General features: G+C 73.6%; 10 protein-coding genes. 4 read left to right on the plus strand and 6 right to left on the minus strand.

Annotation, left to right across the window (positions count from 1 at the left end):
- Window positions 1-66 precede the first annotated feature (66 nt).
- On the minus strand, window positions 67-858 hold the full coding sequence (locus tag BLR12_RS03845) for an FkbM family methyltransferase (RefSeq protein ID WP_091373593.1): 792 nt from the start codon (window positions 856-858) through the stop codon (window positions 67-69).
- A 278-nt stretch (window positions 859-1,136) separates the two neighbouring features.
- On the opposite strand from BLR12_RS03845, the gene BLR12_RS03850 reads away from it, so the two are divergent.
- Window positions 1,137-1,829, plus strand: a complete 693-nt coding sequence (locus tag BLR12_RS03850) for a class I SAM-dependent methyltransferase (protein ID WP_091373596.1) — start codon at window positions 1,137-1,139, stop codon at window positions 1,827-1,829.
- On the opposite strand, the gene BLR12_RS03855 is transcribed toward BLR12_RS03850, so the two are convergent.
- From BLR12_RS03855 to BLR12_RS03870, 4 genes are all read right to left on the minus strand, one after another.
- On the minus strand, window positions 1,802-2,887 hold the full coding sequence (locus tag BLR12_RS03855) for a glycosyltransferase (RefSeq protein ID WP_091373599.1): 1,086 nt from the start codon (window positions 2,885-2,887) through the stop codon (window positions 1,802-1,804). The two genes, BLR12_RS03850 and BLR12_RS03855, sit on opposite strands and share 28 nt — an antisense overlap.
- A complete protein-coding gene (locus BLR12_RS03860) occupies window positions 2,884-4,626 on the minus strand; it encodes an FAD-dependent oxidoreductase (protein ID WP_091373603.1) in 1,743 nt (580 codons plus the stop codon). Before BLR12_RS03860 ends, BLR12_RS03855 begins: the two co-directional genes overlap by 4 nt.
- A gap of 193 nt (window positions 4,627-4,819) precedes the next feature.
- Window positions 4,820-6,292, minus strand: a complete 1,473-nt coding sequence (locus tag BLR12_RS03865) for a sugar transferase (RefSeq protein ID WP_218120529.1) — start codon at window positions 6,290-6,292, stop codon at window positions 4,820-4,822.
- A gap of 303 nt (window positions 6,293-6,595) precedes the next feature.
- Window positions 6,596-7,915, minus strand: a complete 1,320-nt coding sequence (locus tag BLR12_RS03870) for a UDP-glucose dehydrogenase family protein (RefSeq protein WP_091374353.1) — start codon at window positions 7,913-7,915, stop codon at window positions 6,596-6,598.
- A gap of 449 nt (window positions 7,916-8,364) precedes the next feature.
- Between BLR12_RS03870 and BLR12_RS24270 the strand changes: the two genes are divergently transcribed.
- Complete coding sequence (locus BLR12_RS24270; RefSeq protein ID WP_176832327.1) at window positions 8,365-8,529, plus strand: hypothetical protein; 165 nt, start codon at window positions 8,365-8,367, stop codon at window positions 8,527-8,529.
- A gap of 86 nt (window positions 8,530-8,615) precedes the next feature.
- Complete coding sequence (locus BLR12_RS03875; RefSeq protein ID WP_091373606.1) at window positions 8,616-9,656, plus strand: LCP family protein; 1,041 nt, start codon at window positions 8,616-8,618, stop codon at window positions 9,654-9,656.
- 9 nt (window positions 9,657-9,665) lie between these two features.
- Here the strand turns inward: BLR12_RS03875 and BLR12_RS03880 are convergent, their stop codons facing one another.
- Entirely contained in the window at window positions 9,666-11,165 is a 1,500-nt protein-coding gene (locus tag BLR12_RS03880) for a sugar transferase (protein ID WP_255363269.1), read from the minus strand.
- 416 nt (window positions 11,166-11,581) lie between these two features.
- Here BLR12_RS03880 and BLR12_RS03885 point away from each other — a divergent pair, with 416 nt between their 5' ends.
- The gene (locus tag BLR12_RS03885) at window positions 11,582-12,931 is read left to right on the plus strand and encodes a tyrosine-protein kinase domain-containing protein (protein ID WP_091373612.1); all 1,350 of its coding nucleotides are present in this window, start codon (window positions 11,582-11,584) and stop codon (window positions 12,929-12,931) included.
- Window positions 12,932-12,967 lie beyond the last annotated feature (36 nt).

Here is a 12,967-nt window from a genome sequence, read left to right on the forward strand (position 1 = left end):
CGGCAGGCTGGATGCCCAGCACGACCCCTGCGCAAACACGGGACCCCGGTCGTCCGCACCGGCCGCTCAGGTACGCAGCCGGTACCAGGCGTCCCAGTCCGACAGCTGGCGGAACCGGCGCTCGTAGCCGTGTGCGCCGAGCAGGGTGTCCAGCTCGGCCTCCTGGTCGCGCCGGCCGTTGTGCTCCACGGCGATGAGCCGTGGCCGCCACCGCTCGACGTCGAACGCGCGCAGGATCCGCAGCTCGGTGCCCTCGGTGTCGACGCTCAGGAAATCGAAGCCGGCCGGGACGTCGTGCTCGGCGAGCAGGTCGTCGAGGGAGACCGTCGGGACGGCGACGCGTTCCACGGTGGTCGCGATCCGCGCGCTGGTGTGCAGGTCGTGGGCGGCGTGCTCGGCCACGGTGGAGAGCTCGGCGTCACCGGTGACGACCAGCTCGACCTCCTCGCCGGTGGTGTCCCAGACGCACCGCTGGTCGACCGTGGCGGTGCGTCCTGCCCGGAGCACCTCGGCCATGGCCGGGTTCGGCTCGGCGAGCAGCCCCCGCCAGCCGAAGCGCTCCTCCAGCGCCCGGGTGTTGCTGTGCACGGTGCCGTCGTAGGCGCCGAACTCGACGAAGTAGCCGCCGGTCCTCAGGTCGAGCTCGTAGAGGACCCACAGGTCCTGCAGGATCTGCGCGTGGGACAGGTGGCGCAGGCTGCCGCAGAACGCGAGGAAGCGCAGTTCCTCCGAGGCGTGGTCCCGCCAGTGGTCGTGGAGACCGATCATGGCGAAGACCGCGTAGGCCAGCCGCGGGGTGGCCGCCAGCCGGTTCAGGGTCGCCACCGAGGTGCGGTGGAACAGGGCGCGAGCGTCCACGCTGTGGCCTCCTGCGGCGTACGGCTCTGCGGTGTCCGGACGTCCCCTCGGCGGGCGGCCGGGACGGGTGCTGTCGCTGCCCGTGCCGTACCCTGCCGGGTCGCGCGGAGACTACGACACCTCCCGGCCGTGCAGGCGGCCCGCGGGCCCGGCCCGCAGCGACACGCCGTGTCGCAGCCCACTGCGTCCGTGCGTGTCGGCGTGCGCCGAGGGGACGCCGGGACGGTGTGGTCCCGGTAGGTTCGCGCTCCTCACCGACCCCGTGGGATGGAGCAGCCGTGGAGGACTTCTACCGGGACGGCGGGTACGCGGCGGCGAACCCGTCCTGGCACGAGGCGGACGCGCCGTGGAAGGCCAGGCAGATCCGCTCGATCCTCGAGGACAACGACGTGTCCTTCGAAACCGTCTGCGAGGTCGGCTGCGGCACCGGGGAGATCCTGGTCCAGCTCTCCGAGGCGTTCCCCCGGGCCACCTTCACCGGGTACGACATCTCCCCCCAGGCCCTGGAGCTGGCCCGGCGCCGGCAGCGCCCGCGGGTCAGCTTCCACGCGAAGGACGTCCTGACCGAGCCCGAGGGCCCCTTCGACCTGGTCCTCGTCGCCGACGTCATCGAGCACGTCGAGGACTACGTCGGTTTCACCCGTGGGGTCCGGGACCTCGGCGCGCTCAAGGTCTTCCACATCCCGCTCGACCTCTCGGTCCAGTCGGTGGCCCGGATGCGGCCGATCATGGGGCTGCGCGAGGGCGTCGGCCACATCCACTACTTCACCAAGGACACCGCGCTGGCCCTCCTGCAGGACTGCGGGTACCACGTCCTGGACTGGCGCTACACCGCGAGCCGCCTGGAGCTGCCCGACCAGGCGCGCAGCAGCCGGGTGGTCGCTCCGCTCCGGCGGGCGGCCTTCCGGTGGGACCCGGACCTGACGGTGCGGGTCCTCGGCGGCTACTCGCTGCTCGTGCTGGCGAAGTAGCCCTCCCGGGTGGCCCGGCCGCGGAGGACGGAGACCACGACGTCCTCGACGAGGCGTTCGGCGCCGAGACCACCGCGGCCCGTCGAGCGGTAGACCCCGTGCCACACGTTGCCGGCGAGCAACCCCGCCCGCCGCGCGACCGGTCCGGCGCCCTGCAGCTCGGCCCGCCGGCGGCAGTGGGACTCGATGGCCCGCCACCGTCGCGCGCCGGCCCGCCAGGCGCCGTCGTCCCCGGCCGGCGCCCAGTCCTCGAGGAGCGCAGCACGGTGCGCCGCGACACCGGCCAGGTACAGCGCCTGGTCGCGGCCGGCCTCGACCTTCGTGCGGATGCGGGCCCGGATCCCCCTGTGCGGCAGGCGACCGTAGGCCTGGGAGCGGTGCTGCCGGTAGTCGGCGAGCGGCTCGGCCAGCAGCACCGTGCGACCGAACGTGGAGGCCAGGAAGTGCACCCACCGGTCGTGGGCCAGCGGAGCGCCGGGGGTGAAGTCGTCGAGCCCCCGCTCGCTGCTGGGGATCCGCTCGAGCAGCGAGCGCTCCAGCAGCATGGTGAAGCCGAAGTGGTTGCCCCACGGGTCGGCGTGGCCCGGGGGGACGACGCGGGTCCCGCGGGGTCGACGCCGGCGCCCGGCCGGCAGCGGCGCCCCCTGCTCGTCGACCAGTCGCACGGGGTGAGTGGCCAGCACGGCGCCGTGGGTGCCGAGGGCGTCGAGGGACCGCTCGAGCTTCTCCGGCGCCCAGCGGTCGTCCTGGTCGCTGAAGGCGATCCACCGGCCGCGCGCCCGCGTGCTCGCCTGCAGGAAGTTGTCCGCGAACCCGAGCGTGGTCCGGTTGCGGGAGACGTGGACGGGCGTCGCCGTCCCGGCCGCGACGGACCGCACCACGTCGAGGGTGTCGTCGGTCGACCCGTCGTCGCTCACCACGACCTCCAGCGGCGGGTGGGTCTGCCCCAGGACGGTCTCCAGCTGCTCCCGCACGAACCGGGCCCCGTCGTACGTGCACAGGACGACGGAGACGCCGTCCACGGGCACCGGCCAGGCTCCTCGCGCGTCGTGTGTCACGGCTGTCGATCCTCGTCCTGATGGCCCGCCGCAGTCCCCGGGAGGTCGCCCGGGGACGGTGCCACCCGGTCGGCCGGTACCGGGCGCGACTCGGGACCCGCCAGACGCCCGGCGAGGTGGTGGGCCAGCCGGACCGCCAGGGTGACGGCCATGAACGTCGGGTTGGCCTCGCCGCCGGCCGGGAAGACGCTGGTGGACGCGACGTAGAGGTCGGCCACCCCGTGCACCCGGCAGTCGGCGTCCACCACGCCGTCCCGCGGGTCGCTGCTCATCCGGGTCGTGCCGAGCTGGTGGTACCCGTCCATGGTCTGGTCGCGCACCGCCGCCGCGAGCTCGCCGGCCGGGTGCCGGTAGACGAGACGACCCAGCCCGTTGGCCCGCAGCTGCCCGTCGAGGAGGGCGTGGGCCCGCAGCACCGAGTCGACGTCCTGGGAGGAGTACCGCAGGTCGACGTCGATGCCGGGCCGCCCGTCGCTCCCGGTGCGGTGGTTGAGGGTGATCCGGCTGTCCGGGTCGGGCACCTGCTCGGCGTGGTAGCGCAGCGCGTACGTGCCCGTGTCGGTGCGCAGGACGAACTGCTCGCGGCGTCGCGGGTCCCGCAGCCGCAGCCGCACCACCGCGCCGACGTCCCGGACGACCCGGTGCGGCCGCCGGGTCAGGTTGCGCCGGTGGGCCCGCCAGTCGAGGGCCTGCCAGCGCGCGTTGCGGCGCCGGGTCTCCGCCCTCGCCACGAGCCGCCAGAGACCGCCCGGGGCAGCCAGCACGAGGGAGAACAGCGAGAGGGCGCCGTTGCCGTGGCGGGCGTCGGAGAACGGGAGGTTGGCCAGGTAGAAGGCGGTGTCCAGCAGGCGGTGGTCGCGCTGGGCCCGCTCGGAGAGCGTGAACCGCCGCCGGACCGCGACGCCGTCCTCGGCACGGACCAGGCCCCAGTCGGCGAAGTCCTCCGGGCGGTCGAGGACGATGTCGGCGATGCTCCCGGTCAGGTGGCCCATGTAGAAGCGGCCGAGCGCGCCGGCGGGCTCGCCGAACGCCGCCGGGCAGGTCCGCCGGGCGTTGAGCAGCAGCCGGGTGGTGGCCACGCCGCCGCACGCGAGGACGTAGGCGCGGGCGGCCACGGTGGTCTCCCCGCCGTCCCGCCGCACCCGGACGTGCCGCACGGCGGCACCGTGGGGGTCGAGGACCACGTCGGTGACCGTGGCGTCCGGGAGCACGGAGACACCCGGGTGCGCACGGACCCGGGCGCCCAGCCGTCGCGCCACGGCCGGACGCCGCGACCAGCGTTCCCGCTGGGTCGTGTGGACGAGGCTCTCGTCCCACCCGTCGACCGGATCGGTGTGGAACTCGGCCGACCCACAGTCCAGGTGGTCGGCCGCACGCTGCTCGAACGGGGCGACGTCCGCGCGGGTGAGCGGCCACCCCGAGAACGGGACGTGGTCACGGCGGGCCAGGCCGGTCGCCTCGAACGGCACGCAGCGGCCACCCCACACCCACGACGTCCCGCCCAGGCCGAGCCGGGTCGTGACGCTGAACGGCGCGTGCACGGCCGGGTCGACCACCGTGGCGGCCGAGGCGTCCAGCGGGGTGCCAGAGGCTCGGCGCGCACCGTGACCGGCCTCGAGGAGCAGGACCCGGAGTCCCCCGCGGGCCGCCTCCAGGGCCAGCGACAACCCGACCGGCCCGGCGCCCACGACGCAGACGTCGGGGACGGGGCCGTCGGGGGTCGTCGAGGTGGGCTGCACAGTGGGCCTTCCCGCGACCCGTGCCGGCCAGGGTCCGCGGCGCCGGCCCGGCGGACGGCGACACGGCGACCGGCTCCACGGCCGGAGTCGCGATGTCGTCCGGTTGGAGGCCGGTGCCCACCACGCTGAGAGCTCCGGTGCACACTCAGTGTAGTGCCGATCGGACCGCCGGGCTCCCCCGCGGCACCCTGCCTCAGCGACCGCGGGCGAGGAAAGGCTCGGCGAAGGTCCGGAGGAGGATCTTGACGTCGAGCCAGAGCGACCAGTTCTCGATGTAGTAGTTGTCGTGCCGCGCGCGGTCGCCGATCGGGGTGTCCCCGCGCAGGCCGCTCACCTGGGCGAACCCGGTGAGCCCGGCCTGCACCCGGTGCCGGTGGGCGTAGCGGTCGTAGGTGGCCGAGAACTCCTCGACGAAGTGCGGCCGCTCGGGTCGTGGCCCGACCAGCGTCATCTCACCCCGGACGATGTTCCACAGCTGCGGCAGCTCGTCCAGGGACGTCCGGCGGAGGAACCGACCCACCCGGCCCACCCGGTCGTCCTGGGCGATCGACCAGGTGGTGGCCGACTCCCGCTCGTCGACCGGGCGCATGGAGCGCAGCTTGAGGCAGTCGAACAGCTGCCCGTTCCGGCCGACCCGCGGCTGCCGGAAGATCACCCCCGGGCCGCCCTCGATGCGCGAGGCGAGCGCGCACACGGCGATGACAGGCGCGAGCAGCACCAGCAACGCGGTGGCGCCGAGGGCGTCGAAGGACCGCTTGATGGCCCAGGCCGGGCCGGCCAGGTTGGGCGTGCGGATGCGCATGACCGGGATGGAGCCGATGTGGTCGGCCTGCCCGGTCTGGGTGTGGAAGTAGTGCAGCCGCGGGACGACGAGCAGGTCGCACGGCGCACAGGTCGGCGTCCGGACGACGTCGAGCAGTTCCCGCTCGGAGAAGTCGCCGTCGGTGACGAGCAGGACGTCGGCGCCCGTCTCCCGCACCGCGACGTCGAGGTCGGCGAGCCCGCCGACCCGCGGCACCACCGACTCGGCCTCGCGGCTGCCACCGTCGTCCACGAACCCCACGACGGCCAACCCGTACCGGGGGTGCCGCTGCAGGATCTGCGCCAGTTCGGCCGCGAGCGGGCCGCCCCCGATGAGCACGGTGCGGTGCACCGTCAGCCGGTGCCGCCGGCTGGCGATGATCAGCTGGGTGACCAGCACCCGCCCGGCGACGACCAGGCCGATGGAGACCGCGGTGTTCTGCAGGAACGTCACCACGGAGTCCTGCTCGTGGCGCAGCGCGATCACCACGGCGACCGCGGCGGCCGCGGTGAGCAACCGGCTGAGCAGGGTGGGCAGCTCGTCGAGCACGCTCAGGTGCAGCCGGGCGCGGTACCGGCCGAAGCCGGAGAGCATCAGCACCGACAGGGCGGTCATGACCAGCACCGCCTTGTGCTGCTCGCCCCAGAGCAGGGGGCTGAGCAGCAGCACGGCGTCGACGGGCGGGACGAGCATCCACGCCCGGACGCGCGCCACGGCGCGGTGCGGAGAGGTGAGCGCCGGCGGCGGCAGCGGACGGACCGACGCGCCGCTCGCCCCGCGGGGCCGGGGCACGGACCGGAGGACGGCGTCCGACCGCCCCCGCGCCGGTCCGGACGCAGCGGTCACCCGGTTGATGACGCTCATGCTGGAAACCCCCGCTGGTCGAGACCGGCTTGCACCCCACTCGCCGAGGACGTCCTCGACGATGAGGAGCGCAACAGGCAGCCGTTCCGGGAGATGCGGTATCGAAAACTGCTCTGCACGACCGCGCCAACGTGGCACGGCACCCCGTGCAAGGCAACGCCCCTCTGGCGACACGGCGCGGTTGCTACACAGCGCGGTGCAGTACTCACGCGGCGGCCGGGCTGCTGGCCACGAGGTCACACGTCAGTACCCGGGCGGCAACACTGAGGACACGTCGGACCCGTGGGGACGAGAAGGGGCTCCTCAGCCGGCGCGACGGCCGAGGGCCCGGTAGGTCCAGCCGGCGGCCGTCCAGGCCTCGCGGTCCAGGGCGTTGCGCCCGTCGAGCACCCGCTTGCTCGCGACGACCTCGCCGAAGGCGACCGGGTCCAGCTCGCGGTACTGCCGCCACTCGGTGAGCACCAGCACGGCATCGGCCCGCTCGGCCGCCTCCTCCGGGGTGGTGGCGTAGTCCAGCTGGGGCCAGAGCCGGCGGGAGTTCTCGATCGCGGCGGGGTCGGTCACGGTCACGACCGCGCCCTGCAGCTGCAGCTGGGCGGCGACGTTCAGCGCCGGGCTGTCGCGGATGTCGTCGCTGTCGGGCTTGAACGCGGCCCCCAGCACGGCGATGTGCTTGCCGAGCAGCGACCCGTCGCACACCTCGCGGGCCAGCTCCACCATCCGGATCCGCCGGCGCATGTTGATGTTGTCCACCTCGCGCAGGAAGGTGAGCGCCTGGTCTGCCCCCAGCTCCCCGGCCCGGGCCATGAAGGCCCGGATGTCCTTGGGCAGGCAGCCGCCGCCGAAGCCCAGGCCGGCGTTGAGGAACTTGCGCCCGATCCGGTCGTCGTAGCCGATCGCGTCGGCGAGCTGCTTGACGTCGGCGCCGGTGGCCTCGCACAGCTCCGCCATGGCGTTGATGAAGCTGATCTTCGTGGCCAGGAAGCTGTTGGCCGCGGTCTTCACCATCTCCGCGGTCGCGTAGTCGGTCACGACCTTGGGCGTCTGCCGCGCGACGATCGGCGCATACACCTCGTCCAGCACCCGTTCGGCCGTCGCCCGGTCCGGACCGTCCGGCAGTCCGTAGACCAGCCGGTCGGGGTGCAGGGTGTCCTGGACGGCGAACCCCTCCCTCAGGAACTCCGGGTTCCAGACCAGCATCGCCCCGGGGACCTTCTCCCCCACCAGGTCGGCGAGCCGGGCCGCGGTACCCACCGGCACGGTGGACTTGCCGACCACCAGCTCACCGGACTCGATGACCCCGAGCAGCGATTCGGCCGCTGCCTCGACGTACCGCAGGTCGGCGGCGTACTCCCCCCGCTTCTGCGGCGTCCCCACGCACACGAAGTGCACCTGCGAGCCTGCAGCGGCCGCGATCTCCGTGCTGAAGCGCAGGCGTCCGGTGGCCAGCGTGCGGGCCAGCAGGTCCTCGAACCCCGGCTCGTAGAACGGCGCCCGCGCTTCGCCGAGCGCAGCGACCTTGCGCTCGTCGACGTCGACGCCGACGACCTCGTGACCGAGTTCCGCCATCGATGCGGCGTGCACCGCGCCCAGATAGCCACAGCCGACGACCGAGATGCGCATGACCTGCTGCCCTCCCACTGTGTGTGCCGCGGTCCCCCAGGGTCGGAGTCCACCACGGGACGGGCATCGACACCGGATGAGTGCGCTCCGACGTCACCACCGTCGCTCAGAGGGAGAGGCGGACCACTCCACAACGGCAGGCGTAGTGGCTGGCGCCACTGAACGCGTCGTCACCGGCGTACCGGAAGCAGTGCCGGTGCCACCAGCGGCGGACCGGACGTGGACCGCTCGTCCCGGGACGGTCGTCCGGCGGTACCACGCCGCGGAGTCTGCCTGGTCCGACACCCGTCGCGCCAGCGCCGTCCCTCATGGCACGACGGACGACACCGGACGGTGGACCCCGGATCTGGGGATGGCGTCGGACCGCCGGTTCGCCTGGACTGGGCTCGGGAGGCGTGACGTCCGCACCGGAGCGGACGGGGGGTGCGCCGGGACCGGAGGAGGCGTCGGTGACCTGGGTCTGGGCCCTCCTGGCGGTCTGGCTCGTGGGGGTCCCGGTGGCCGTCGTGATCGGCCGCTCGATCCGGCTGGCCGACCGAGCCGACCGGGATGTCGACCGAGCCGCCGCGCCGGTCGACGTCCCGAGCCCGCGGGACGACGCCGGCACCGCCTGAGGAGCTCACCCGTACGGGTGAGGACCGGGTGACCCCGGCCGTCGCCGTTCCTACCGTCGGGACCCGACCGGGTGGACGGGGGCCGCATGACCAGCACGATCGACGGGCCGGAGCCGCCGCGCCGGCGAGCGCTGCGGCGCGCGCTGGTCGCCCTCGCGGCTCTCGGCGCGGTCCTCGCCCTGCTCGCCGCAGGCGGCGTGTGGTTCCTCGCCGACCGATACGGCGGCAACGTCGACCGTGTCCCCGGTGTCTTCACCGAACTGGACGCCGAGGCCCGGCCGGCGCCGGCGACCCCGGCACCGGAGTCCGCCTCGCAGCCGGTGACCTTCCTGCTGGTCGGCTCGGACACCCGCGCGGTGGCCGCCGAGGGCGTGGCCGGCGGCGGCCGGTCCGACGCGATCATGATCGCCCGCTTCTCCGCCGACCGGGAGCACGCCCAGCTCATCTCCATCCCCCGGGACTCCTGGGTCCAGGTCCCCGGGCACGGCATGGACAAGGTGAACGCGGCCTACGCCTACGGCGGGCCGGCGCTGCTCGTCCGGACCGTCGAGCAGCTGACCGACGTCCGCATCGACCACTACGTGGCGATCGACTTCGACGGCATCATCCAGGTCACCGACGACCTGGGCGGCGTGGACGTGGTCGTGGCCGAGACCACGTCGTGGGGCCCGTACACGTTCCGGGCCGGGGTCAACCACCTCGACGGCGACCGGGCCCGCTGGTACCTGGGGCAGCGCTACGACCTGCCCGGCGGCGACTTCGACCGGGTCCGCCGCCAGCAGCAGTACCTGCAGGCCCTGTTCGGCACGCTGTTCAGCTCCGACACCTTCACCGACCCCGCCCGGCTGGACGCCGCGCTGCTGGCCGTCACCAGCGCCGTCGCGGTCGACGAGCAGCTGGACCAGGCCGCGATGCTGTCGCTGGCGTACTCGCTGCGCGGCCTGAGGCCGGAGGACGTCGACTCCTTCACCGCGCCCACGCTGGGCACGGGCACCGAGGGCACCGCGAGCGTCGTGTACCTCGACGACGTGGCCGGCGAGCGGATGTGGGCCCTGCTGCGCAGCGACTCGCTGTCGCAGAACGCCGAGCAGTTCGCCGCCCAGGCGCTGCCCGACGTCCCCCGCTGACCCGGGGCGTCAGTAGGCCCCCGAGCCCCGCAGCACCGCGCCGACCGTCTTCCACAGGATCATCAGGTCGAAGCTCAGCGTCCAGTTCTCGACGTAGCGCACGTCGATGCGCACCGAGTCGTCCCAGGACAGGTCCGAGCGGCCGCTGACCTGCCACAGCCCGGTCAGCCCCGGCTTCACCAGCAGCCGCCGTCGCATGTCGAACCCGTACTGCTCCACCTCGCGGGTCACGTGGGGACGCGGGCCGACCAGCGACATGCTGCCGCTGAGCACGTTGAACAGCTGGGGCAGCTCGTCGATCGAGTAGCGCCGCATGACCGCGCCGACCCGGGTCACGCGCGGGTCGCGCCGCATCTTGAACTGGACGGCGTTGCCCTCGTTGTGGTCGAACAGCGTCGTCTCGACCTTGTCGGCGTCGAGGACCATGCTGCGGAACTTCAGCATGTGGAACGGCCGGCCATCGCGGCCGATGCGCTCGTGCCGGAAGAACACCGGCCCGCGACTGGTGCACTTCACGGCCAGGGCGAGCCCGAGCAGCACCGGCAGCAGCACCAGGACGCCGAGGGCCGCCGCGCCGCGGTCGAAGACCTCCTTGGCGACCCGGCGGACGCCGGTGAACTCGGGGCGCTCGACGTGCACGAGCGGCAGCCCGGCGATCGGCCGGATGTTGACCCGCGGACCGGCGACCTCGGTGACCGCGGGGGCGAGGAGCAGCTCGGCCTGGGTGGTCTCGAGGTCCCAGCCCAACCGGCGCAGGGCGGCTCCGTCCAGTTCGGGTGAGGGCAGGACGGCCACGGTGTCGACCTCGTAGCGCCGCACGACGTCGGCGACCTCGGTCAGGGTGCCCAGCACCGGCAGCCCGTCGAAGGTGTCCCGCCCCGCGGTCGAGCCGGCGGGCAGGCAGCAGCCGATGACCCGGTAGCCGTGGAACCGCGCGCGCTCCAGCTGTTCGCTCAGCGCGGTGACGCCGGACTGGTGCCCGACCAGCACGGCGGTCTGCTGGAAGCGGCCCTGCGCGCGCTGGTGGTGCAGCCGGTACCGCAGCAGGAGCCGGTGGCCCACGGTGAGGACGGCGACCAGGGGCAGGGCGGTGATCACCAGACCGCGGGCGACCTCGAGCTTGAAGGCCCACGAGACGGTGCCGACCGCCGCGAGCAGCAGCACCGCCGCCGCGGAGACCCGGCGGAACTCCTCGACCCCGGTCCACAGGAAGCGCTCCTCGTAGGTGCGCGAGACGAGCATCGCGCCGACCCACACCAGCGGGAACAGCAGCGAGAGCGTCGTGGCGCTCACCGGGACGGCCGTGCCCGCGACCTCGGCGCCGAACCGGGACAGGTGGGCCGTGAGCGCGCTCAGTGCGGCGACCACCGCGTCGAGCAGGACGAGACGGCGGACGTAGGAGTGCCGCCAGGCCCGCCGCGCCTGCGTCCCCTCACCCCGCAGCCAGGGTGCCGCCCAGGACCACCGGCGGCCCATCGCCTGGACACGGCCCGCGGAATCCTCGCGCACGCTGGACGACACCGAGCTCTGACCCCCGTGAGAGCTGTGACCGAGACCGGAGGACTCCCACGATCGGGTGAAACTCGGGTCTGCCGGGAACTCAAACGTTCAATCGGCAGGGCGACCATAGTGTGGCCCGACCGGGCGCGGAACCCCTCGGCAGGTCCCTCCTCGCCGGCATGATGGAGTCGCTCACTTGCCGTGTGACTCCTCTCACTCCGTGCAACCGTCCTCGTGTCGGGCCGCACGCCGGCGGCACACCGTGATGCATCCGTGACGCAACTCACGACTGGCCGGTTGCTGTCGAGACCCTCGGGGAGGTCCGAGGACGCCCAGGAGGACGCGAGCGTGTTGCTACGGTGGCGGCGCCGACGTGCGCCTGAGTGGGCGTCCGCATCCCTCTCCCCGTCTGGAGGAAGCCGCCGGTGATCCTGCACGACTACGTGCGGCTGCTCCTGCACCGCTGGTGGGTCGTCGCCGGGTGCGTGTTCCTGGGAGCCGGCAGCGCCGTCGCGCTGACCCTCACTGCCACTCCCACCTACTACACCCAGGCCACCGTCTACGCCGCCATCGGGGGCAGCGTGTCGCCCGGCGACCTCCAGCAGGGCAATGCTTTCACCACCCAGCGGGTCACCACCTACGCCGGGCTGGCCACCACGCAGACCGTGCTCAGCCGAGCGGCGGCCTCGCTGGGGGACGGGACCGAGGTGGAGGACCTGCGCGCCACCATCAGCGCCGCGGCGCGCGACCAGACCGCGCTCATCGACATCACGGCGACCGGCAGCGATCCCGTCCTCCTCGCCGAGCAGGCGAATGCGGTGGCGACCGCCCTCGCCGCCGAGGCCCCGCTCCTCGACGCGCCGGGCAGCGCGTCGCCCGTGCAGCTCACGGTCGTCCAGCCGGCAGAGGTCCCGGAGAACGCGCTCACCCCGCGTCCGGGGAACAACGTCCTGGTCGGGACCCTCGTGGGGCTGCTCGCGGGCGTCGGCATCCTGGTCGTGGCCGACGCACTCAACACCCGGGTCCGCAGTGCCCGCGACCTGCCCCGGTCCCCGGCCGTCGCCACGGTGACCTCCATCCCCGGCGCCCTCCAGCGCTTCCGCCGCGGCCCGCGGTCGGACCAGAGGCTGGAGTCCTTCCGCAACCTGCGAGCCAACCTGCAGTTCGGCGGGCAGACCCACGGCACGCTCGCGCTGGCCCCGGTCAGCGCGACGTCCGACGTGTCGACGGTGGCCCACGAGCTCGGCGTGGTGTTCGCGGAGATCGGCTCACGGATCGTCCTGGTACACGTCGACTTCCGGCAGCCCGGTCAGCGCAGCGGCCAGGCACGGACAGCCGAGACACCGGCCGCACCGGGCGTGGCCGACGTGCTGGACGGCGCAGGTTCGCTCGATGCCGTCCTCCGTCCGGTGGAGGGCGGGCCACCGGAGCTGTGGGAGGTCCCGGCGGGGACCACGAGGCCGTCCTCCGCCCAACTGCTCGGCACCCCGGCCATGACGCAGTTCCTGGCCGACCTGACATCCCGGTTCGACCTCGTGTTGGTGCTCAGCCCCCCAGTGGTGGAACGCTCGGAGTCGGCGGTCGTGGCGGCTCTGGCGGACAGCACTCTCGTGGTCGTCGAAGCGGGGAAGACGAGACGCAGCGAGTTCCTCCACGCGCTGGAGCGACTGGAGGGTGTCCGGGTGACCTCGGTGAGCGTGGCGATCGACGGGGTGCACGTCGCCGACCTGGGGGGGCGGAGCACGCCGCCGGGCGACGCCGCGGCCTCCGCCTGAGCGGGGACCACCGCCGGGTCCCGACACCGATCGGGG

This window comes from Geodermatophilus sp. DSM 45219 (assembly GCF_900104025.1).
In the GTDB taxonomy this organism is placed as follows: domain Bacteria; phylum Actinomycetota; class Actinomycetes; order Mycobacteriales; family Geodermatophilaceae; genus Geodermatophilus.

Bases quoted from the DNA above. Each gene is read 5' to 3' on its own strand.
- BLR12_RS03875 (WP_091373606.1), top strand. From the start codon at position 8,616: ATGACCAGCACGATCGACGGGCCGGAGCCGCCGCGCCGGCGAGCGCTG.
- BLR12_RS03870 (WP_091374353.1), bottom strand. From the start codon at position 7,915: ATGCGCATCTCGGTCGTCGGCTGTGGCTATCTGGGCGCGGTGCACGCC.
- BLR12_RS03865 (WP_218120529.1), bottom strand. From the start codon at position 6,292: ATGAGCGTCATCAACCGGGTGACCGCTGCGTCCGGACCGGCGCGGGGG.